The 20,672-nt window shown below is 73.0% G+C and carries 20 protein-coding genes and 2 riboswitches; of the genes, 11 read left to right on the top strand and 9 right to left on the bottom strand.

The window, feature by feature from the left end; translation table 11 throughout:
* Positions 1 to 19: 19 nt before the first annotated feature.
* Positions 20 to 124, top strand: a riboswitch (glycine riboswitch).
* Positions 125 to 248: riboswitch (glycine riboswitch) on the top strand. It begins immediately after the preceding riboswitch.
* A 31-nt stretch (positions 249 to 279) separates the two neighbouring features.
* Positions 280 to 3,165 (top strand): aminomethyl-transferring glycine dehydrogenase, encoded by a 2,886-nt coding sequence (gene gcvP / locus AC3EUJ_RS34040; protein ID WP_431968341.1) that lies wholly within the window; start codon positions 280 to 282, stop codon positions 3,163 to 3,165.
* Positions 3,166 to 3,234: 69 nt separating this feature from the next.
* Here gcvP and AC3EUJ_RS34035 read toward each other — a convergent pair whose 3' ends face one another.
* Positions 3,235 to 3,441, bottom strand: a complete 207-nt coding sequence (locus AC3EUJ_RS34035; protein ID WP_326578093.1) for a DUF5999 family protein — start codon at positions 3,439 to 3,441, stop codon at positions 3,235 to 3,237.
* Between the two features lie 249 nt (positions 3,442 to 3,690).
* Positions 3,691 to 4,281, bottom strand: a complete 591-nt coding sequence (locus tag AC3EUJ_RS34030) for a hypothetical protein (RefSeq protein ID WP_431968339.1) — start codon at positions 4,279 to 4,281, stop codon at positions 3,691 to 3,693.
* Positions 4,282 to 4,838: 557 nt separating this feature from the next.
* Here AC3EUJ_RS34030 and AC3EUJ_RS34025 point away from each other — a divergent pair.
* Both AC3EUJ_RS34025 and AC3EUJ_RS34020 read left to right on the top strand, forming a co-directional pair.
* Positions 4,839 to 6,335: a glutamate-cysteine ligase family protein gene (locus AC3EUJ_RS34025; protein WP_431968337.1), complete on the top strand. Its 1,497-nt coding sequence runs from the start codon at positions 4,839 to 4,841 to the stop codon at positions 6,333 to 6,335.
* A 34-nt stretch (positions 6,336 to 6,369) separates the two neighbouring features.
* Positions 6,370 to 7,197: a CPBP family intramembrane glutamic endopeptidase gene (locus AC3EUJ_RS34020; RefSeq protein WP_431968335.1), complete on the top strand. Its 828-nt coding sequence runs from the start codon at positions 6,370 to 6,372 to the stop codon at positions 7,195 to 7,197.
* A gap of 7 nt (positions 7,198 to 7,204) precedes the next feature.
* Here the strand turns inward: AC3EUJ_RS34020 and AC3EUJ_RS34015 are convergent, their stop codons facing one another.
* Both AC3EUJ_RS34015 and AC3EUJ_RS34010 read right to left on the bottom strand, forming a co-directional pair.
* Positions 7,205 to 8,032 carry a PhzF family phenazine biosynthesis protein gene (locus tag AC3EUJ_RS34015; RefSeq protein WP_431968333.1) on the bottom strand — a complete coding sequence of 276 codons (828 nt, stop codon included), beginning with the start codon at positions 8,030 to 8,032 and terminating at the stop codon, positions 7,205 to 7,207.
* Between the two features lie 164 nt (positions 8,033 to 8,196).
* Positions 8,197 to 8,442 carry a hypothetical protein gene (locus tag AC3EUJ_RS34010; RefSeq protein ID WP_431968331.1) on the bottom strand — a complete coding sequence of 82 codons (246 nt, stop codon included), beginning with the start codon at positions 8,440 to 8,442 and terminating at the stop codon, positions 8,197 to 8,199.
* 383 nt (positions 8,443 to 8,825) lie between these two features.
* On the opposite strand from AC3EUJ_RS34010, the gene tsaA reads away from it, so the two are divergent.
* Complete coding sequence (tsaA, locus tag AC3EUJ_RS34005) at positions 8,826 to 9,251, top strand: tRNA (N6-threonylcarbamoyladenosine(37)-N6)-methyltransferase TrmO (RefSeq protein ID WP_431968329.1); 426 nt, start codon at positions 8,826 to 8,828, stop codon at positions 9,249 to 9,251.
* Positions 9,252 to 9,305: 54 nt separating this feature from the next.
* Here the strand turns inward: tsaA and AC3EUJ_RS34000 are convergent, their stop codons facing one another.
* The 3 genes from AC3EUJ_RS34000 to AC3EUJ_RS33990 form a co-directional block, all read right to left on the bottom strand.
* A complete protein-coding gene (locus tag AC3EUJ_RS34000) occupies positions 9,306 to 9,908 on the bottom strand; it encodes a TetR/AcrR family transcriptional regulator (RefSeq protein ID WP_431968327.1) in 603 nt (200 codons plus the stop codon).
* Between the two features lie 73 nt (positions 9,909 to 9,981).
* Positions 9,982 to 10,998 carry an alcohol dehydrogenase catalytic domain-containing protein gene (locus AC3EUJ_RS33995; RefSeq protein WP_431968325.1) on the bottom strand — a complete coding sequence of 339 codons (1,017 nt, stop codon included), beginning with the start codon at positions 10,996 to 10,998 and terminating at the stop codon, positions 9,982 to 9,984.
* Positions 10,999 to 11,334: 336 nt separating this feature from the next.
* The gene (locus AC3EUJ_RS33990) at positions 11,335 to 11,514 is read right to left on the bottom strand and encodes a hypothetical protein (protein WP_431968323.1); all 180 of its coding nucleotides are present in this window, start codon (positions 11,512 to 11,514) and stop codon (positions 11,335 to 11,337) included.
* A gap of 223 nt (positions 11,515 to 11,737) precedes the next feature.
* Here AC3EUJ_RS33990 and AC3EUJ_RS33985 point away from each other — a divergent pair, with 223 nt between their 5' ends.
* Positions 11,738 to 12,163, top strand: coding sequence for an OsmC family protein (locus AC3EUJ_RS33985; protein ID WP_431968321.1), 426 nt, complete (start codon positions 11,738 to 11,740; stop codon positions 12,161 to 12,163).
* A gap of 121 nt (positions 12,164 to 12,284) precedes the next feature.
* On the top strand, positions 12,285 to 13,970 hold the full coding sequence (locus AC3EUJ_RS33980; RefSeq protein WP_431968319.1) for a cytochrome c biogenesis protein DipZ: 1,686 nt from the start codon (positions 12,285 to 12,287) through the stop codon (positions 13,968 to 13,970).
* A 290-nt stretch (positions 13,971 to 14,260) separates the two neighbouring features.
* Here the strand turns inward: AC3EUJ_RS33980 and AC3EUJ_RS33975 are convergent, their stop codons facing one another.
* Positions 14,261 to 15,319 carry an alpha/beta fold hydrolase gene (locus tag AC3EUJ_RS33975; RefSeq protein ID WP_431968317.1) on the bottom strand — a complete coding sequence of 353 codons (1,059 nt, stop codon included), beginning with the start codon at positions 15,317 to 15,319 and terminating at the stop codon, positions 14,261 to 14,263.
* 316 nt (positions 15,320 to 15,635) lie between these two features.
* Between AC3EUJ_RS33975 and AC3EUJ_RS33970 the strand changes: the two genes are divergently transcribed.
* On the top strand, positions 15,636 to 16,256 hold the full coding sequence (locus AC3EUJ_RS33970; protein WP_431968315.1) for an HAD-IA family hydrolase: 621 nt from the start codon (positions 15,636 to 15,638) through the stop codon (positions 16,254 to 16,256).
* A gap of 50 nt (positions 16,257 to 16,306) precedes the next feature.
* Here AC3EUJ_RS33970 and AC3EUJ_RS33965 read toward each other — a convergent pair whose 3' ends face one another.
* On the bottom strand, positions 16,307 to 17,338 hold the full coding sequence (locus tag AC3EUJ_RS33965) for a nitronate monooxygenase (protein WP_431968313.1): 1,032 nt from the start codon (positions 17,336 to 17,338) through the stop codon (positions 16,307 to 16,309).
* Between the two features lie 236 nt (positions 17,339 to 17,574).
* On the opposite strand from AC3EUJ_RS33965, the gene AC3EUJ_RS33960 reads away from it, so the two are divergent.
* The 4 genes from AC3EUJ_RS33960 (at position 17,575) to AC3EUJ_RS33945 (ending at position 20,638) form a co-directional block, all read left to right on the top strand.
* A complete protein-coding gene (locus tag AC3EUJ_RS33960) occupies positions 17,575 to 17,964 on the top strand; it encodes a YybH family protein (RefSeq protein WP_431968311.1) in 390 nt (129 codons plus the stop codon).
* A gap of 211 nt (positions 17,965 to 18,175) precedes the next feature.
* Positions 18,176 to 18,478: a muconolactone Delta-isomerase family protein gene (locus AC3EUJ_RS33955; protein ID WP_431968310.1), complete on the top strand. Its 303-nt coding sequence runs from the start codon at positions 18,176 to 18,178 to the stop codon at positions 18,476 to 18,478.
* A 212-nt stretch (positions 18,479 to 18,690) separates the two neighbouring features.
* On the top strand, positions 18,691 to 19,794 hold the full coding sequence (locus AC3EUJ_RS33950) for a YbfB/YjiJ family MFS transporter (RefSeq protein ID WP_431968357.1): 1,104 nt from the start codon (positions 18,691 to 18,693) through the stop codon (positions 19,792 to 19,794).
* 130 nt (positions 19,795 to 19,924) lie between these two features.
* Positions 19,925 to 20,638 carry an SDR family NAD(P)-dependent oxidoreductase gene (locus tag AC3EUJ_RS33945; protein WP_431968308.1) on the top strand — a complete coding sequence of 238 codons (714 nt, stop codon included), beginning with the start codon at positions 19,925 to 19,927 and terminating at the stop codon, positions 20,636 to 20,638.
* The last annotated feature ends 34 nt before the right edge of the window (positions 20,639 to 20,672 follow it).

Here is a 20,672-nt window from a genome sequence, read left to right as displayed (position 1 = left end):
GTACGCTGGCAGCGGCTGCTGACCCCTTGCGGGAGAGTCCTGGCGACGCGGGGAACCGCCCGCCCGGCGCCGAAGGAGCAAACCCTCCCCGGAATCTCTCAGGCATCCGTACCGCATGGGCGAGGTCACTCTGGAAAGCAGGAAGGGCGGCACACCCTGTGCGCGGCCGCTTCCTCACCGACGGTGAAAGCCGCCCCGGCACGTGCGGGACGGTGAAGCTCTCAGGTTCAGATGACAGAGGGGGAGGCCGTGTCGCGCCAGACCAGGAGGCCTCCGCAGATGACCGCCAACCGCATCCCACTCTCCGAGCTGGAGCGCGGCATCCCCTTCGAGCAGCGCCACATCGGGCCCGACGCCGGTGCGCAGGCCAAGATGCTCGCGCAGGTCGGCTACGGCTCGCTGGACGAGCTGACCGACGCCGCCGTCCCGGACACCATCAAGAGCGCCGAGGCGCTCGGGCTGTCCGACGCCCGCACCGAGCCCGAGGTCCTCGCCGAGCTGCGCTCGCTCGCCGACCGCAACCAGGTGCTGCGGCCCATGATCGGCCTCGGCTACTACGGCACCTTCACCCCGCCGGTCATCCTGCGCAACGTCATGGAGAACCCCGCCTGGTACACGGCGTACACGCCCTACCAGCCGGAGATCTCCCAGGGCCGCCTGGAGGCCCTGCTGAACTTCCAGACGGTCGTCGCCGACCTCACCGGGCTGCCCACCTCCGGTGCCTCGCTGCTCGACGAGGGCACCGCGGCCGCCGAGGCGGTGGCTCTCGCCCGCCGCGTCGGCAAGGTCAAGGACGGCGTCTTCCTGATCGACGCCGACACCTTCCCGCAGACCGTCGCCGTGATCGAGACCCGCGCCGAGCCCACCGGCGTCGAGATCGTCGTCGCCGACCTCAGCGAGGGCATCCCGGCTGAGATCGCCGAGCGCGGTGTCTTCGGCGTGCTGCTGCAGTACCCGGGCGCCTCCGGCGCCGTGCGCGACCTGAAGCCCGTCATAGAGCAGGCCCACGGGCTGGGCGCGATCGTCACCGTCGCGGCCGACCTGCTGGCCCTGACCGTGCTCACCTCCCCGGGCGAGCTCGGCGCCGACATCGCGGTCGGCACCACCCAGCGCTTCGGCGTGCCCATGGGCTTCGGCGGCCCGCACGCCGGTTACATGGCGGTCCGCGAGGCGTACGCCCGCAACCTGCCCGGCCGCCTGGTCGGCGTCTCCGTCGACGCCGACGGCGACAAGGCCTACCGCCTGGCGCTGCAGACCCGCGAGCAGCACATCCGCCGCGAGAAGGCCACCAGCAACATCTGCACCGCGCAGGTGCTGCTCGCCGTCATGGCCGGCATGTACGCGGTCTACCACGGCCCGGAGGGCCTGGCGCAGATCGCGCGCCGCACCCACCGCTATGCCGCGCTGCTCGCCGCGGGCCTGCGCGCCGGCGGCGTCGAGGTGACCACCGGCTCCTTCTTCGACACCGTCACCGCCCGTGTGCCCGGCCGTGCCGCCGAGGTCGTGGCCGCCGCCCGTGCGGCCGGGGTCAACCTGCGCCAGGTCGGCACCGACCTGGTCGGCATCGCCTGCGACGAGACCACCGGCCGCGCGGACCTCGACGCGGTCTGGGGTGCCTTCGGCGTCACCGGCGACCTCGAGGCCCTGGACGCGACCACCGAGGACGCGCTGCCCGCCGGTCTGACCCGCGGCGTGGACTACCTGACCCACCCGGTCTTCCACCAGCACCGCTCCGAGACCGCGATGCTGCGCTACCTGCGCCGCCTCGCCGACCGTGACTACGCGCTGGACCGCGGCATGATCCCGCTGGGCTCCTGCACCATGAAGCTCAACGCGACCACCGAGATGGAACCGGTCACCTGGCCCGAGTTCGGCGCGCTGCACCCCTTCGCGCCGGCCGACCAGGCCGAGGGCTACCTGACCCTCATCCGCGAGCTGGAGGAGCGCCTCGCCGAGGTCACCGGCTATGACAAGGTCAGCCTCCAGCCGAACGCCGGCTCCCAGGGTGAGCTCGCCGGCCTGCTGGCCGTCCGCGCCTACCACCGCGCCAACGGCGACTCCCAGCGCACGGTCTGCCTCATCCCGTCCTCCGCGCACGGCACCAACGCCGCCAGCGCCGTGATGGCCGGCATGAGGGTCGTCGTCGTGAAGACCGCAGGCGACGGCGAGGTCGACGTCGAGGACCTGCGCGCCAAGATCGAGCAGCACCGCGACGAGCTCGCCGTGCTCATGGTCACCTACCCCTCCACGCACGGTGTCTTCGAGGAGCACATCGGCGACATCTGCGCCGCGGTGCACGACGCGGGCGGCCAGGTCTACGTGGACGGCGCGAACCTCAACGCCCTGGTGGGCCTGGCGAAGCCCGGCCACTTCGGCGGCGACGTGTCGCACCTGAACCTGCACAAGACCTTCTGCATCCCGCACGGCGGCGGCGGCCCCGGCGTCGGCCCGGTCGCGGTCCGCTCCCACCTCGCCCCGTACCTGCCCAACCACCCGCTCCAGCCGACCGCCGGCCCGGAGACGGGCGTCGGCCCGATCTCGGCCGCGCCGTGGGGCTCGGCCGGCATCCTGCCGATCTCCTGGGCGTACGTGCGGCTCATGGGCGGCGAGGGCCTCAAGCGCGCCACCCAGGTGGCGGTGCTCAGCGCGAACTACATCGCCAAGCGCCTGGAGCCGCACTTCCCGGTGCTCTACACCGGCCCGGGCGGGCTCGTCGCGCACGAGTGCATCATCGACCTGCGCCCGCTGACCAAGGAGACGGGCGTGACGGTCGACGACGTCGCCAAGCGCCTGATCGACTACGGCTTCCACGCGCCGACGATGTCGTTCCCGGTGGCCGGGACGCTGATGATCGAGCCGACGGAGAGCGAGAACCTCGCGGAGCTCGACCGCTTCTGCGACACGATGATCGCGATTCGCGCGGAGATCGATCGGGTCGGCTCGGGGGAGTGGCCCAAGGAGGACAACCCGCTGCGCAACGCCCCGCACACCGCGGCGGCGCTGGGCGGCGACTGGGAGCACGCGTACTCCCGTGAGGAGGCGGTCTTCCCCGCCGGTGTGTCGGCCGCGGACAAGTACTGGCCGCCGGTCCGCCGCATCGACGGCGCCTTCGGTGACCGCAATCTGGTCTGCTCCTGCCCCCCGCTGGACGAGTACGACGCGTAAGGGCGGTTGACGCGCAAGGGTCGGCCCCGCTGCTGAAGCGGGGTCGGCCCTGTGTCGTTCCCGGCCCGGTCAGGCCGCTGTGACGATGTGCTCGCTGCCGAGCGGGCGGTGCGGGGCGATGATCTGCCCGTCGGGGAGGAGCTCACCGGTGTCCTCGAAGAGCAGGACGCCGTTGCACAGCAGGCTCCAGCCCTGCTCGGGGTGGCTGGCCATGATGTGGGCGGCCTCGCGGTCGGGGCTGCCGGCGGACGGGCATTGCGGCTGGTGCGGGCACATGGACGACGTCTTTCGCTGCGAGTGGTGTGAAGTACGGCTGCCTTGGGTAGGAACCTCGGTCATGCCGCTCCCCCGTTCAGTCGGTCGGTCCCAGTGTTGCTCTACTGAGCGATTTCCGCAGGGATTTCGCGTGAGCTGTCCTCGTTGGTTGGGGACGCATTCACTCTCGCGGGCGGTTGCCCGGACAATGCAACGCCTCCGTGACCGGACGGTCACGGAGGCGTGCGCGGGTGGCCCCAGCCGGGAGCCTCAGGCGGTGGTGCCGAGCAGTGGTGGCGGAGCCAGCCGCAGGGTCAGCACCGGCACCAGGTCGGAGAGCCGGTGCATACGGTGCGCGGCGATCCCCGGTGGGGCCGGCGCCAGCGGGATCAGCAGGTCGGAGGGGGCCGGCTGCGCCGTGCCCGCGTCCGCCGCGACGTCCCCGTGCAGCCACAGCGTCAGCATGTAGAGACCCGGTACCGAGAGCAGGTGCGGCTGGTACGGGGTGGTGAGTGCGTCGGCCTGGCGCAGCGCGCGCTCGGTGGAGGCCAGGTAGGGGCCCTCGCAGAAGTGCGAGAACGCCCAGCCGTCCGGGGTGTCCACGGTCTCGCCCGCGGCGGCCACCTTCTCGTCGGCGCGGATGTGGAAGCGCCAGCCGGTCAGGCGCGCCCGGGGCAGTCCTCCCGGTCCGGTGATCACGGGGTCGAGGACATGCAGGGGGAGCGGGTGCTCGGCGACCAGTGGCCCCGTGGCGTTGCGCAGCGAGGGGGTGCGGGCCTCGCGGACGGCGGTCGGGGAACTCAGGGCGGCGAGAACGCTCCGCAGGGCGGGAGCGGGGGCTGGGGCTACCTGCAGCGGCATGGTGGGCGGCCTCTCATGAGGAGACACGGGGGTGCTTCGGTGGGGTGCGGACAGCACTGTCAGCGATGGAGCAGACGACACGGCGGCAGGCCGGGACAGTCCGGATCCGCGGGGCGCGCGGGGGCGGCGACGTACGGAATCAGCGTGGGCATGCGGATCCCTTCCCGTGGCCGGTGCGTCGCGGGCGCGCGGCGGGTCGCGGAGGCTCTGCCTGTGAACGAAGGATATACGAGGAGTGTTCGCGCAGTGTTTCATCTAGCCGTCAGCGATATTACGGGCAAGGCGGTTCCGGGTCACCCTGGACGGGTAATAGCTCCCCAATTGCACCGCCGCCGACCCCGTGAACTGCGTTTTCCGCGCTACTGCGGATGGCTGAATCTCGTCGGTGTTTTTCACGAGAGGACCGCCGCCGGCATGTGAATTCTGTCCATGCCCGCGGAATGTGCCGCGAGACGGTGCTCGCGGCCAGCTTAGCGGCTCAGGGGCGGCGCCGGGGGCCTTATCGATCTCAGGGCTGGGCATGATGTGATCACGGCCCACTCGAGGAAGGACCTCCGATGGGGGAAAAGGTCGTGGCCACGGGGTTCGACCTGGCCGACCGCCAGCGGTACCGCAGGAAGCTGAAGCAGTGCCTGCTGGGGTTGGAGCGACTGCTGGAGGAGAAGCGATTCGACCGTCCCCGCAATCTGATGGGGCTGGAGATCGAACTCAATCTCACCGACCGCGACGGGTTGCCGCGCATGATGAACGAGGAGGTCCTCGAGCGCATCGCGAGCCGCGATTTCCAGACCGAGCTCGCACAGTTCAACATCGAAGTGAACATCGCGCCGCACCGGCTTTCCGGCCGGGTCCTGGACCGCCTCGCAGAAGAGTTGCGCATGGGTCTGGGATATGCCGAGACAAAGGCCCGCGAGGTCGGCGCCCGCATCGTGATGGTGGGAATCCTGCCCACCCTCGGCGCGCAGGACCTGGTCGGTGCCAACCTCTCCCGCGTCGACCGCTACATGCTGCTCAACGACCGCATCCTCGCCGCCCGCGGCGAGGACATCACCCTGGACATCTCCGGAGTGGAGCGGCTGACCTGCGTCTCCGGCTCGATCGCCCCGGAAGCCGCGTGCACGTCGATGCAGATGCATCTCCAGGTCACTCCCGCGCGCTTCGCCGCGGTGTGGAACGCCGCGCAGGTGGCGGCCGGCCCCCAGGTCGCGCTCGGCGCCAACTCCCCCTTCCTGTTCGGCCGTGAACTGTGGCGGGAGACCCGCCCCACGCTCTTCCAGCAGGCCACCGACACCCGCCCCGAGGAGCACCGGGCCCAGGGCGTGCGCCCGCTGACGTGGTTCGGCGAGCGCTGGATCGACTCCGCCTACGACCTCTTCGCCGAGAACGTGCGCTACTTCCCCTCGCTGCTGCCCATCTGCGAGGACGAAGACCCGCTGCACGTCCTCGACGAGGGCGGGGTGCCGCAGTTGAAGGAACTCACGCTGCACAACGGCACGATCTACCGCTGGAACCGCCCGGTGTACGCGGTGGTCGACGGCGTACCCCACCTGCGCGTCGAGAACCGGGTGATGCCCGCCGGGCCCACCGTCGCCGACGTGCTCGCCAACACCGCCTTCTACTACGGGCTCGTCCGCTCCCTCGCCGAGGCGTCGCGCCCGGTGTGGAGCCGGCTGCCGTTCGCCGCGGCCGCGGCGAACTTCGACGCCGCCTGCCGGTACGGCATCGACGCGGTGCTGACCTGGCCCCGGCCAGGCCGCGGCAGCGGTCTCGTGGAGATCGGGGCCGTCGAGCTCGTACGGGACGAACTGCTGCCGATGGCGTCCGCGGGACTGGACGCGTGGGGGATCGACCCGGTGGACCGGGACCACTACCTCGGCATCATCGAGGGCCGCTGCCGCAACCGCATGAACGGCGCCGAGTGGCAGGCCGTCGCCTTCCACCAGGAGCTGGACCGCGGGCTGGACCGGCAGCGGGCACTGGCCGCGATGACCCTGCGCTACTGCGAGCTGATGCACACCGGCGCCCCCGTGCACGAGTGGCCGCGAGAACGCTGAGCCGCCGCCCGCGCCATCGGGCCCATGAGGCAGGATGGCGCGGGTGGAGGAATCTGTGGACAGTGATTCGGTGGAGCCGGGCGGGTCCAGGACCGGGGCGGTGGAGCGGCTCGGCCCGCGCACGCTGCGCAGCGAGACCCTCCTCGTGCTCGCGCTGTCGCTCGGGGCGAGCGCGCTCTCGGCGCTGATCAGCTTCATCGGGTCGCTGACCAAGCCCGGTGGGCTCAAGGACCAGGCGGCCACCCTCGTCGGTTCGCAGGCTCCGGGCCGTCCGTGGCTGGACCTGTCGTGGCAGCTGTTCGGCGTCGCCACCGCGCTCGTCCCGGTCGCCCTCGTCGCCCACCTGCTGGCCCGCGAGGGTACGGGCATGCCGGCCATCGGCTTCGACCTGCGGCGCCCGCGGACCGACCTGCTGCGCGGCGCCGCGCTGGCGGCCGCCATCGGGGGGACGGGGCTGCTGTTCTACCTGGGCGCGCGCGCCTCCGGGTTCAACCTCACCGTCGTTCCGGAGTCACTGCCCGACGTCTGGTGGAAGATCCCCGTGCTGATCGCCTCCGCGATCCAGAACGCCGTGCTCGAGGAGGTCGTCGTCGTCGGCTACCTGCTGCGCAGACTGGGCCAGTTGGGCTGGACGCCGGTCGGCGCACTGGTGGCCAGCAGTGTGCTGCGCGGCTCGTACCACCTCTACCAGGGCATCGGCGGGCTCATCGGGAACATGGCGATGGGCGTCGTCTTCGTCCTGCTCTACCGGCGCTGGGGCCGGGTGGGGCCGCTGGTGGCGGCCCACGCGCTGATCGACATCGTGGCCTTCGTGGGCTACGCGCTGCTCGCCGGGAAGGTGGACTGGCTGCCGACCGCGTGAGTCCGCGCTACGGGTGGGCGTGCAACTCGCCGTCGATCACGGTGACGGCACGGCCGCTGAGCCGTACGCGGTCACCGCTGAGCACCGTGCGCACCAGGCCGGAACGCGCGGAGGCCTGTAGTCCGGTGAGCTCGTCGCGGCCCAGACGCCGCGACCAGAACGGCGCCAGGGCGGTGTGGGCGCTGCCGGTGACCGGGTCCTCGTCGATGCCGACGGCGGGGAAGAAGCCGCGCGAGACGAAGTCGTAGCCGGTCGTCGCCGGGGACTCGGCCGCGGCGGTCACGATGAGGCCGCGCCTGGAGGGCAGCGCGGCGACGGCGGCGATATCGGGCGTCAGCGCCCGCACGGTCTTCTCGTCGGCGACCTCCACCAGCAGGTCGCCCACGTCGTCCCCGGTCTCGTGCACCGACAGCACCTCGGCGCCGATCGCGGCGGTGATCTCGTCCGTGACCACGACCGAGGTCAGCGGGGCGACCGGGAAGTCCATGGTGATGGTGCCGTCGTCGTCTGCCGTCGTGGTGAGGACGCCGCAGCGGGCGCCGAACCGCACCGGGCCGCTGGTGAGGCCGGTGCTGTGCAGGACATGCGCGGTGGCGAGCGTGGCGTGCCCGCACATGTTCACCTCGGCCTTGGGAGTGAACCAGCGCAGTGCCCAGTCCGCGTCCTGGGCGCCCGGCGTGGGGTGGGCGAAGGCGGTCTCGGAGAGGTTGACCTCCGCGGCCACCCGCTGCAGCCAGCCGTCGTCGGGGAAGCCGTCCGCGTCGAGCAGCAGTACGCCCGCGGGGTTGCCGGCGAACGGGCGGTCGGTGAAGGCGTCGACGATACGAATCCGCATACCGGCGAGCCTACGGAGGTCCGTACGCGACCGGCCAGGGCCAATCGAGGGGTGGTGGCCCGCGGCAGAGGTGCCGCGGCCGGTTCCGCGCCCCAACCGGGCCCGGACTCCGCCCAGGTGAGATGGGGGAGGCGGCCCGGACCAGGTCTTTCCCGGCTGCCCCGTCAGTAGGGCGGCGCGTCGTCGGGCATCGGACGGACCAGGGCGGCGTGCGCGGCCCGCACCGCCCGGCAGCCGGCGCGTTCCGGCTGGTCGGCGCCCGGTCCCCAGAGGCGCACCGCGCGCTCGTCCCCCGCACCGACCGGCTCGGCGAGTTCGGCCGCGACGGCGAAGAGGTCGGACAGCGCGGAGCGCACCGGGACGTCCGCACCGGCGGCGGGGCGGATGACGAACGGCAGGGCGACCGGCATCGCGGCCCCCGTCCGGAAGACGTCGTCCGGAAGACCCCGTCCATCAGGACGCCGGCGAGCACCCGCGCGGCCTCGGGGCGGCGCGTTCGTCGGGCAGCGCGTGGAGGACGGTCCGCGGGTCCGCGGGGCAGCCGGGGACGCCGGCCCACGGCACCTCGTCGCAGCCGCCGGCGCGGGGTGCGCCGTACCACTTCGCCCCGCGTCCGGATGGTCACGAAGGAATCCGGCCACCATGGCCGCCTTGGCCGCGGTGTCGATCACGCACATGGTGGTCCGCTTTCCCGTCGCGTGATGCAGGATCATCACTGTGCCCTGTCCGGGTCGTCCGCACGGCAGGGGCGGAGGGCGCGGTGGCACATCGTGACGCCGGAGGGAGGTGGCGGATGGACGGGTTGTCGGGGCCGGAGTACGTCCTGCGGGCCGTGGGGTACGTCGAGTCACCGTTGCGGTGCCGGGACGAGGCCCCGAAGCAGGGTGACGAAGGGTCCCCGGAGGCGTGGCTGGTCTTCGAGCCCCGGGTCGCGGGGGCGCTGTGCGGGGTGCGGGCCGGCACGGACGTGCTCGTGCTGACGTGGCTGGACCGGGCCCGCAGGGACGTGCTGGAGGTGCGTCCGCGGGGAGACCGGGAGCGGCCGCTCACCGGGGTGTTCGCCACACGGTCGCCGGACCGGCCGAACCCGGTCGGGTTGCACCGCGTCCGGGTCGTCGAGGCCGACGGCCTGCGGTTGCGGGTGCGGGACCTGGAGGCGCTGGACGGCACGCCCATCCTGGACGTGAAGCCGGTGCTCGAACGGCCGGGGGAACGCTGAGGGACGGTGCCCGGTCGCCGTGGGGGCGATCGGGCACCGTCCCGTCGTGGCGCGTCAGGCCGTGCCCGCCGGCGGGGCGGGCGGAGGTGTCAGCAGGGTCCCGAACACCGTGTCGAAGAAGTCCTCGAAGGCCTCGCCCGACCGGCCGGAACGCGCGGTGATCAGCGTGCCCTCCCAGGCGTTGAGCACGAACCGTGCCGTCCGCCCGGTGTCCAGGTCCGTCCGCAGCTCGCCGGCTCGCTGTGCCTCGGCGAGCGCGCCGGCGATCAGCGAGGCCCACACGCCGAGGGACGCGCGGACGCCGGCGCGGATCGTCTCGCTGTGGTCGGCGATCTCGGCGCCGAAGTTGCCGAACATGCAGCCCCGGGTGAAGTCCGCGTCCACGGTCTCGTCGCGCAGGAACTCGAAGTGCTCGCGCAGCCGCACGAGCGGCGCGGTGCCGGGTTCCGCCAGCACGTGCGTCCGCCGGCCCGCGCCGTAGCGGTCGAGCGCGACGAGGGCCAGCGCCTCCTTGCTGTCGAAGTGGTTGTAGAACGACCCCTTCGGCACTCCGGCCGCGTCCGTGATGTCCTTCACGCCCGCGGCGTTGTACCCCTTCGCGTGGAACTGCGCGACCGCCGCGTCGACGATCGCCTCTCGCATGCTCTGCCGGGCCATGGCGCCACCTCCTCCGCACGCAATATGGCCGGTCGTCTCCGACCTGTCAACACCCGGCAGGGCACGCGCTGGGTCAGGCCGCGGCGTCCAGCACCACCCGGAAGCGGGCCTTCCCGGACATCATGTGCGCATAGGCCTCGGGTGCCCGCGACAGGGGCATCGTCTCGATCATCGGGCGGACACCGGTGCGCGAGCTGAACTCGAGGTTGTCCTCGTTCTCGATCGCGGAGCCGGTCAGGCTGCCGGTGATGGTGCGCGGGCCGAAGATCAGGTCGGGCGTGGCGACGGAGAGCGGGTCCATGGAGACGCCGACCACGACCATGTGCCCGCGCGCGGCGAGTCCGGGGACCAGCGGGCTCATCGACGTGCCGCTCGCCGCCGTGGCGACGATGGCGTCCGCGCCGCCCAGCTTGCGGAGTTCGGCTCCGGGGTCCTGCGCGGAGCTGTCGATGTAGTGGCTCGCGCCGAGTTCGCGGGCGAGCTTCTCCTTCTCGTCGCCGCGGGCGATGGCCACGACGCGGTAGCCGAGCCGGGCGGCGTACTGGAGGCCCAGGTGGCCGAGGCCGCCGATGCCCTGGATCGCCACGATCCCGCCCGGGCGGACGTGCAGCCGGCTGAGGGCGCTGAAGGTCGTGAGGCCGGCGCAGAGCAGCGGGGCCGCGAGGGCGGAGGGAAGCTCGTCCGGCACCCGGACCAGGCCGCTGCCGCGGGTGATCAGCACCTCGGCGTAACCGCCGTCGGTGGTGGTGCCGGTCTGGGGCTGGTCGGTGCAGTTGACGAAGTCACCGCGGCGGCAGGGCGTGCACTGGCCGCAGTGTCCGCCCAGAAAGCCCACGCCCACACGGTCGCCGACCCGCCAGGTGGTCACGCCCTCGCCGACGGCGTCGATGACGCCGACGACCTCGTGGCCGGGGACGACCGGCTGCGACGGGTCGGCCCGCAGCCCCTCCACGGCGAGCACGTCGGAGTGGCAGACGCCGCAGTTCTCCACCCTCAGCCGGACGTGCCCGGCGGGCGGGGCGGCGACCTCGCGGGTGACGAGTTCGAAGTTGCCGGCGCCTGTGACCTCGAATGCGCGGTACGTGGACATGGTTCTCCTCGACGGATCGACCGGGGGTTGGGGTGGCCGGGGCAGGCGCCGCGGCAAACGCGGCGGCACCCGGTCACATCAATATGACCGGTCGTCTCAAGCGGCGTCAAGCGCCGCCCGTCGGGCCCGGCGGGGCCGGGCATGGCAGCGCCGGCCCGCCCCGATGGTGGTCGGGGCGGGCCGGCGCGGCGAGGTCGGGGGCTGGGCGGTCAGACGACCTGCGCGAAGCAGGCGACGCTCACGGCCGCCGCGAGCACTGTCAAGGACGCCGCGAGGAGCGGCTTGGGGATGCGCACCGGGGAAACCTCCGTTGCTCTGCCGGCGGGCCGGCGGGGTTCACAGGCAGTAGCGGACGAGCCACTCGTCGGCGGCGTACACGTTCCTGGCCGGGTCGGGTGCCGTGGCCTGGCTCTCCTGGATCATCTGGTCGGGCCGGATGCGCTCGGGCAGTTTGCCGAACCGGGCCCTGCGCGCCGCCGCGGCGGCATCGGGGGTCTTCTGTGGCGTGGGCGGCATCGCGTCGTCTCCTCCGCGGAAGGGTGTCGGTCCCGTCGAACGATGTCCTGTCATGCGTCACCTGTCAAGGAGGTGACTCACATCACGGGCGCGGGGCTGGTCGACGTGCGAACGAAGTACGTCACCTCTTTGACAGGTGATGAGATGTTCTGTCACAGTCATCACCACCCTGACAGGTGATCTGTCGGACCGGCCGGCCGGGACACGCGGGAAAGGCATGATCGTGACCGAGACGAACCACACCGCCGTCGTCACCGCCAGCGGTGAGGGCCGCGACAGCGGCCGGGCGGCGTCCAGCGACGGGCTCCTCGGCCTGCCCCTCGCCGTCCCGAAGGAGTGCGGCGGCGACGGCCGGGCGGCCGACCCCGAGCAGCTGCTCGCCGCCGGATCGTCCACGTGCTTCCTGGGCGCGGAGAAGATCACGGCCGCTCAGCGCAAGGTGCGCGTGCGGGACCTGGCCGTCGTCGCCGAGGCCGCCCTCCGGCACCGGCACGCTCAGGGTGACTACGCCCTCAGCGCCGTGCTGCACCCCGAGTTCGGCGGCGTGGGCCGGAAGGCCGCGGCCGGACTCGGGGCCGGCGCCCACCAGATCCGCCCCTGCTCCACGGCGCCCGCCGTCCCGGTGACCGTCCCGGCCACCGTCGCCTGAGAGCGCACCCGCCGCCGCGCATGCGCGGCGGCACCGTCCGTCCGCGTCGTGCCGGGGCCCGGAGCCCTTGGCACGCCGCCGTTCACCGGGGTCTGCGTGAAAGCCCCGTCCGGAGGTCGTCTTGCTCACGCTGCTGCTCATCGGGCTGGTCGGCGGATTCGTCACCGCCGTCTCACCGTGCGTGCTCCCCGTCCTGCCACTGGTCTTCCTCTCGGGCGGGGTCCCCGCCGCCCGGCAGGACGCGGGACCGGCGCGAAGGAGCCGGCCGTACGCGGTGATGGCCGGACTGGTCGTCAGCTTCAGCCTCATCACGCTGTTCGGCACCCTCGTGCTCGGCGCCCTCCCGGTGCCCCCGGACATCCTCCGGTGGGTGGGCCTCGGGGCGCTCCTGCTGCTCGGCGTGGCCATGATGTTCCCGGCGGTGCAGGAGCTGCTGGAGCGCCCGTTCGCGCGCATCGGGCAGCGGCGCGTCGGGGGCGGGCGCGGCGGGTTCCTCCTGGGACTCGTGCTCGGCACGGTCTACGTGCCCTGCGCCGGCCCCGTTCTGGCCGCGATCGCCGTCGCCGGCGCCACCCACCGGATCGGCGCGGGGACCGTCGTGCTCGCCGTCGCCTTCGCGGTCGGCACGGCGGTGCCGCTACTGTTCTTCGCGCTGGCCGGCCGGAGGATCGCCGAGCGGGTGCGCGCGTTCCGCGAACGGCAGCGCGGGGTGCGGTTCGCCGCAGGACTGACCTTCGTCGTCCTGGCCTTCGGCCTCACTTTCAACCTCACCGACGTCGTGCAGCGGGCCGTCCCCGACTACACCTCCCGCGTCAACGAGGCGATCGCCGGCCCCGCGCTCCCCGGCGGGCCGGGCGCGTCCGGCCCGCGGGACCTGCGCTCCTGCGGGCAGGAAACGGCGTCCGTCCTCCAGGACTGCGGAGCGGCACCGGAGATCTCGGGGATCCAGCAGTGGCTCAACACCCCCGGGAACGCGCCGCTGACCAAGGAGTCGCTGGCGGGCAAGGTCGTCCTCGTCGATTTCTGGGCCTACTCCTGCATCAACTGCCAGCGTGCCATCGAGCACGTCGACGCCTGGTACGAGCACTACCGGTCCGACGGCCTCGTGGTGATCGGCGTCCACACCCCCGAGTACGCCTTCGAGCGCGTCCCCGGCAACGTCGAGGCGGGCGCCCGGCGGCTCGGTGTCGGCTACCCGGTGGCGCTGGACAACTCTTATGCGACCTGGGACAACTTCGGCAACCAGGCCTGGCCCACCCAGTACCTGATCGACGCCCATGGCAGGGTCCGGCACGTCGCCGTCGGCGAGGGCGGCTACGGCGGCACCGAGTCGCTGATCCGGCGACTGCTCACCGACGCGCGCCCCGGCGTCGCGCTGCCGCCCCCCACCGACGTCCCCGACGGCACCCCGACCGACCGGAGGCAGACCCCGGAGATCCCGCTGGGGGCGGGCCGCAGCGCCGCCGTGGTGAACGGACCCGTGACCATGGGGACCGGGGTGTTCCGCCGACCGGAGGCCCTTCTTCCCGGCCAGGCAGCCCTGACCGGGACCTGGGACGCCGGCCAGGAGGCGCTGACCAGCGGGCGGGACGCCGGGATCACGCTGGACTTCTTCGCCCGCGACGTCTACTTCGACGTCGGCGGCACCGGAACCGTGACCGCCACCCTGGACGGGCGGACCAGCACCTTCGCCGTCTCCGGCGCCCCCGGCATCCGCCGCGTGGTGAGCGGGAGTTCGTCCCGCCGGGGTGTCGTGACGCTGAAGCTCTCGCCCGGACTCAGCGCCTACTCCTTCACCTTCGGCTGACCGCACGTCCGCCGGCCGTCCGTGCCGCCCCCGTCCGCTCCGCGGCCGGGGGCGGTGGCTTGCGCGCAGACCGCGAGGCGTGGGCTGCGGGTGCCGGAGCGGGCCCGCACCGCACCCCACCGGGGTCCCGCCCGGCGACGGGAACGGAACGGGGCGGATCGATATCGCGGCACCTGATGGTGTCGCGATATCGATCCGCCCCGAAATGATCTCGTGACCGGTGGTCAGGCCGTGGTCGACCAGCGTTCTTCGCCCCGTGCCGAGCGCCTCGCCGGGCCTCTCGGAAGGACTCAGAAGGAGTCGGCGTCCACGACGGCCGCCGCGAAGGCCTCCGGTGCCTCCTGGGGCACGTTGTGGCCGATGCCCTTCAGCGTGCGATGGGCGTACTTGCCCGAGAACCTGGCGCGGTAGGCGGCTCCGTCCCCCGCTGGGGTGAACGGATCGACCTCGCCGTCGAGGGTGATGGTGGGCACCCCGATCATCGGGCCCGCGGCGAGCCGCCGCTCAAGGCGGTCGTAGCGCGGGTCGCCCTTCGCGAGGCCGAGCCGCCAGCGGTAGTTGTGGAGCACGATGGCGACGTAGTCCGGGTTCTCGAAGGACGCGGCGGTGCGGCGGAACGTGGCGTCGTCGAACTCCCACGTGGGGGAGTTGAACTCCCAGACCAGGCGGGCGAGGTCGTGCCGGTTCTCCTCCAGGCCGAGGCGGCCGCGCTCGGTCGCGAAGTAGTACTGGTACCACCACGCCCACTCCGCCTTCGGCGGCAGCGGCTGCATGTTGGCGTCGCGGTTGGTGATCAGGTAACCCGTGACGGAGACCAGGGCCTTGCAGCGTTCGGGCCAGACCGCGGCGATGATGTCGGCGGTGCGCGAACCCCAGTCGTAGCCGGCGAGGACCGCCTTCTCGATGCCCAGGGCGTTCATCAGGGCGATGACGTCGAGCGCGACCACCGACTGCTGGGCGTTGCGGAACGCCCGGGGCGAGAGGAAGCGCGTCGTGCCGTGGCCGCGCAGGTGCGGGACGATGACCCGGTAGCCCTCCGCCGCCAGCAGGGGCGCGACGTCGACGTAGCTGTGGATGTCGTACGGCCAGCCGTGCAGGAGTATCACCACGGGGCCGCCGGCGGGGCCGGACTCGGCGTAACCGATGTTCAGGACACCGGCGTCGACCTGCTTGAGGGCGCCGAGCGAGGTGTACGTGCCCCGGACGGGAGTGGGTCCGCCGGTGCGCGGCCGCGGCCTGTGCGACGTCGCCGCCGAGGCCGGTTGTGACGCGAGGCCCGACAGCCCCGCGAGCGACGCCGCGGCCGCGCCCGCACCGAAAACCTTGCCGAAGCTCCGCCTGTCGATCATTCCCAACCTTCTTTCGTGTTCCTGGGGTTCTCGTCGGCAACCCTCGCACGCACTCCCGTCACCGGTCAAGGTGGTGACGCATGCGGTGCCGCGGGCTCGTTCCCAGGTCGGAGGAGGGGCGGCCGGGCGGGTGGCGGGAGGGGATGACAAGATGGCGTCGGGTCGTCGCCCCGCGCGTGCCGTCCGCGCGGCCGCCGCTCCCGGCCGGCCCCTCGGGCACCGCGCGGCAGCGTCGCCGGCGGAGGGCCCACACGCGGCTGCCGCGTCCGCATCGCGGCGGCACGCGTCCTCGTCGCGCTACCGCTGGAGTTCCGTCATGTCCCACCGCACCGGCCTGATCCTCGACTTCGGCGGTGTCCTCACCACGCCCCTGCTGCCCGCGGTGCTCGCCTTCGAGCGGCGCGAGGGGCTGGCCGAGGGCGCCTGCATCACCGCGCTCTACCTCGACGAGGAGGGGACCCGGCGCACCCACGAGCTCGAACGCGGCGCGATCACCCAGACGGAATGGAACATCGCGGCGGCCCGCAGTCTCGGCGTGGTGCCCGACAACCTCATGGGCCGGATCTTCGCCGACCTCCGCCCCGAGACGGCCCTGATCGACGCCGTGGCCGCCGCCCGGCGCGCCGGGGTGCGTGTGGGGATCCTCTCCAACTCCGTCGGCTTCGCGCCGTGGGACCTGTACGACGGCTACGACCTGGAGGGTTCGTACGACGCGGTCGTCATCTCCGGGCACCACGGGGTGCGCAAGCCCGAGCCCGCCATCTTCGAACTGGCTCTGCAGGGGCTCGGTCTGCCCGCCGAGGCCTGCGTGTTCGTGGACGACACCGAGCAGTACCTCGCGCCGGCCGCGGAGTTGGGGCTCGCGGGCGTCCACGCCAAGGACCCCAAGGAGACGATCGCCCAGCTCGAGGTCCTGCTCGGCGTCGCGCTGACCTGAGGGGCCGGACCGGGCGGGCCGCCGTGTCCGGCTCGCCCGTGCGCCCGGGATCAGATTCCGGACGCCAGTCGCCGCAGGATCCGCTCCGCGGGCTCCTCGGTGGCGTGGCGGTGGCCGGTGCCGGCCCACAGGTGGATCCGCTCCTGGTCGCCCGCGGCGGCGGCCGCCTTGCGCATCGGGCTGGTCAAATGGTGCAGGGCCGGGTAACCGGCCGGCGCCGCGTCGGTGTGGCGATCGGTGAAGTCGTTGCGCAGCGCCCTCGCCGGACGGCCCGTGAACGCCCGGGTCACCACCGTCCCGGTGCGTGCCGGGTCGGCCAGCGCCGCCCTGTGCGGCGAGGAGGTGCCGGCCTCGTCGGCGCGCATCAGCACGGTGCCGACCATGACCGCGTCGGCTCCGGCGTGCAACGCGCCGGCCACGGCGGCCGGGGTCGCCAGGCCGCCGGCGGCCACGAGCGGCAGGGACACCGCCGCGCGCACCTCGCCGAGCAGGTCCTCCAGGGGGACGGCCGCCGGTATGCGCTGCGGGGTGAGCGTGCCCGAGTGCCCGCCCGCGGCGGACGCCTGTGCGGCCAGCACGTCGGCGCCCGCCTCCGCGGCCGCCCGGGCCTCCGCGGCCGAGGTGACGGTCTGCACGACCAGGCTCCCGGCGGCGCGCAGCGCGGAGACGACGGAGGCCCGCGGGATGCCGAAGGTGAAGCTCACCACCGGCACCGGCGCGGAGAGCAGCAGGTCGACCTTGTCCGCCCAGTGGTCGTCGTCCTCGACGATCTCCGCGGTCAGTGTGTCGACGCCGTGTGTCCCGGCGTCGGGCGCGATCGCCCGGGCGTAGCGCCGGAAGGCGCCGGGGTCGACCGGGACGGGGTTGGGCGCGAAGAGGTTGACGCCGAAGGGCATCCCCGACGGCCGGACAGCGGCGATCTGCTCGGCCAGCGCCGCGGCGGTGCGGTACCCGCCGGCGAGGAAGCCCAGGCCGCCGGCCCGGGCGGCCGCGGCGACCAGTGCGGGGGTGGTGGGACCGCCGGCCATCGGCGCGGCGAGGACAGGGGTGTCGACCCCGAGTGCGGCCAGTGGCGAGACCATGATGTGAGTGTTCCTCCTGCGGGGCGGCGACGCTTGCGAGGGGGGTGCGCGGGGAGCCGGGAGGTGCCGGCCGTGGGCTTCGCGTCGGCTTCACCGGTGTCCCGTGTTTGCCAGTATACGACCGCCCGACTAATTTATTAGACCGGTCGACTATCTTATTCGGCCCTGGTTCCGGACGCCCTCCGCACGCGGGCGGGCGCCGCCCTTCCTATCGTTGAGCACAGAGGAGAACCGACATGAGCGCTGATCCGGCGGACGCCACGAACGACCCGATGCGCCAGACGCTGTCCCGCTGGAAGGCCGCCTTCGACGGCCACCGGCCGGACGAGATGGCCGAGCTGTTCACCTCCGACGCCCTGTTCCAGGGGTTCGGGCCGGAAACCACGGCCGGCCGGGAGGCGGTGCGCGCCTACTACGAGGCCGTGACGGAGGATCGCTGGGCGGAAGTCGGGAAGGTCCAGGGCTACCGCATCGGCGACCAGGTGGCCGGCGGCTTCGCCGACGTCGTCTTCCGGGGCGCGGAGGGCTGGACGGCTCCCGTGCACCTCTCGCTGGTCCTGCGGCGCGAGGGCGACGGCTGGCTGATCCGCGCCTACCACGTCTCCCGGATCGCCACCGACAACTGAGGCCCAAGGCCACCCGCCCGCCGGGCGGCGCCCGTTGTGAGGTTCCGCCTCCCAGCAGGGAGGGAACCGGTCGTGGCGCCCTCCCGGCCCGCGGGCGCAGGGTGGGAGGAGCGGAGGACCGGCGGTACGCCACCGGCCCGGACGCCCGCCCGTCGATGGCTCCGGCTGTTTTCCAGGTTCTGTTTTCCAAGGTTCTAGGAGAGGCAACACCGTGAAGGAGTTCCTGGTCGAGCTGACCACCACCGTTCCCGAGGGCACCGACCCGGCCGAGGTCGACCGGCGTCGCGCGGCCGAGGCCGTCCGTGCCGGGGAACTGGCCGCCACCGGCCACCTCGGCCGGCTGTGGCGCCCGGTGGGCGAACTGCGCAGCATCGGCCTGTGGCGCGCCGCCGACGAGGCCGAGCTCTACGAGAAGGTCCTCGGCACGCTGCCGCTGTGGCCGTGGATGTCGGCTGTCGTGACCGCGCTGCAGTCGCACCCCAATGACCCGGGGAAGGCGGACGGCGCCGCCTGACCGCGCGCGCCCCGCCGTACGCGGCACCCCCACACGGCTCCCCCTCGCCCGGGCACGGCGCGACGGGGGGCCGTGGTCCGTCCCGTACCGGAACCATCGTCGAGGAAGATGTCGTGAGCGAAACAATCCAGCGTCCGGCCGCCGCACCCGGCGGGGCCCTCGGCTCGCCCTGGGCCCACGTGGGCCAGGCCGCGGCGGCGCTGGCGGCGGCCATGGGGGTCGGCCGTTTCGTCTACACCCCGATCCTCCCCCTGATGCACGCTCAGGCGCGTCTGACGGCCGGGGCCGGTGCGCACCTGGCCACCGCCAACTACATCGGCTACCTCGCCGGGGCGCTCGCCGGTACCTTCCTCCCCCGGCTGACGCGCTCCGCCGCCGTCCTGCGCGGCTCGCTGCTGCTGCTCGTCGCGAGCCTCGCCGCCATGCCGCTCTCGCAGAGCACCGAGGTGTGGCTGGTACTGCGGCTGGTCGCGGGTGCGGTCAGCGCCACGGTCTTCGTCATCGCCGTCAGCGCGCTCCTCGGGCGGCTGCGTGAGCACCCCGCCCATCTGACCGGCTGGGGCCTCGGCGGGGTCGGCGCCGGGATCGCCCTGTCCGGGCTGCTCGTCCTCGTCCTGCGCGGGTTCGCCGGCTGGCGGGCCGCGTGGTGGGCGTCCGCCGCCCTCGCCGCGCTGCTCTCGGTGGCCGCGTGGACCATGCGGACGGAGGCCGCGCCGGCCGCGCCGCCCGGAGCGCGGAGGCAGACGGCGGCGCCGCGCACGCACCGCTGGTTCGGTGCCCTGTTCGCCTCGTACACGCTGGAAGGCGTCGGCTACATCATCGCCGGCACCTTCCTGGTCGCCGCGATCGACCAGGGCTCGCCCGGCCGGCTCGGCACCGGCGCCTGGGTGCTGGCCGGGTTGGCGGCCGTTCCCTCCGCCGCCCTGTGGGCGTGGCTGGGGCGGCGCTGGTCCCGCCCGGACGTGCTGCTGGCCGCGCTGGTCGTGCAGGCCGTTGGCATCGCACTGCCCGCCCTGGTCGCGGGGCCCGCCGCGGCGCTCGCCTCGGCCTTCCTCTTCGGCGCCACCTTCATCGGCGTGAGCACGGTCGCTCTCGCGGCCGGGACGCATCTGCGGTTCCCGCGCGCGGTCGCCCTGCTGACCGCCGGGTACTCGGTGGGCCAGATCCTCGGCCCCCTGGCTGTCGCGCCCCTGTTGCGCCACGGTTACCAGCAGGCGCTGGTCCTGGCGGCACTCGTCGTCCTGGCCGCGGCCGCGGCGGCCTTCGTGCTGCGCGTCGGATTCCCGCACCGCATGGACCCGCCCGGCGCCCGGTAGGCGGCCTCCGGCGGCGTCGCCTTCGTCCGTGTTTCGCCTATTTGACAGTTCTCGACCGGTCGTCTACTTTGTAGGTGACCGGTCGTCTAGTGCCGGGTCTTCCATCACATCCCCACGGAGAAGGAACACCATGAGCGTTCAGGGTCAAAAGGTCGCGGTCGTCACGGGTGCGTCGCAGGGCATCGGTGCCGGAGTCGTCGAGGGGTACCGCAAGCTGGGCTACGCGGTCGTCGCCACCTCGCGGAACATCGGTGAGTCGGCGGACCCGGGAGTGGTGACGGTCCGGGGGGACATCGCCGAGTGGGAGACGGCCGAGCGTGTGATCGCGACGGCGGTGGAGCGCTTCGGCCGGGTGGACACGCTGGTCAACAACGCCGGCGTCTTCGTGGCCAAGCCGTTCACGGAGTACACCGAGGAGGACTACCGCACCGTGCTCGGCATCAACGTGGACGGCTTCTTCCGTATCACGCAGCTGGCGGTGGAGCGCATGCTGCAGCAGGGCGGCGGGCACGTGGTCCAGATTTCCAGCAGCCTCGGTGACCAGGCGGACGCGAAGATCACTTCGGTTCTGGCCTCGCTCACGAAGGGTGGCCTGCAGGCGGCGACCCGGGCGCTGGCGACCGAGTACGCGACCCAGGGGATCCGCGCGAACGCGGTGGCACTGGGCACCATCAAGACCCCGATGCACCCGGTGGAGACCCACGAGTGGCTGGCCGCGCTGCACCCGGTCGGGCGCATGGGCGAGGTCGACGACATCGTCGAGGCGGTGCTCTACCTGGAGAACGCCCCGTTCGTGACGGGCGTGACCCTTCCCGTGGACGGCGGCCAGACCGCCGGCCGCTGACCGGTCGGTGGGCGAGTGCCCGAGTTCACGGCTG

Source organism: Actinacidiphila sp. bgisy160 (genome assembly GCF_057707815.1).
The sequence above is the reverse complement of the archived record's forward strand: the minus strand, read 5'-3'. Positions and strand labels throughout refer to the sequence as shown.